At 69.2% G+C, this 426-nt stretch carries 1 protein-coding gene; it reads right to left on the bottom strand.

Translation table 11 applies throughout. From position 1 onward, the window contains the following. Positions 1 to 389: FG-GAP repeat protein (locus tag KUF83_RS16495; protein WP_217455448.1), on the bottom strand; the 389-nt coding region annotated here is incomplete at its 3' end. Between the last annotated feature and the right edge of the window lie 37 nt (positions 390 to 426).

Raw genomic sequence — 426 nt, forward strand, 5'->3', positions numbered from 1 at the left:
GAGATCACCAGGTCGCTGAAGCCGTCGCCGTCCAGGTCGCCCTTGGTGAAGTTGGTCCCGAAGCGCTGGTTCGCGGTGGCGGAGCCGGGAACGCCGCTGGTGGAGCGGCTGATGAGCTTCTTGTTGGCGGTGGAGATCCCATTGGCGGAGCCGTACGTGACGGCCACGTAGCCCGCCTTGGCCTTGCTGGAGATCGTGGCGTCCGGTGCCGACACGACCAGGTCGGCGTATCCGTCGCCGTTGAAGTCGTCCTGCGCGTCCGCGGACCCGCTGGCCGCGTGCGCCGTGGCCCCGGTGAGGGCCATGGCGCCGAATCCTCCGGCGAGCAGCACCGCGGCTGCCAGGGGTGCGGTGATCGCGGTACGGGTTCGGCGGTGTGCTCGGGACATACGTGAGCCTTTCGAGTCGGTCGGTCCGAACGCGGAA

Origin of the sequence: Streptomyces sp. BV286, from assembly GCF_019090165.1 — a bacterium.
GTDB lineage: Bacteria > Actinomycetota > Actinomycetes > Streptomycetales > Streptomycetaceae > Streptomyces.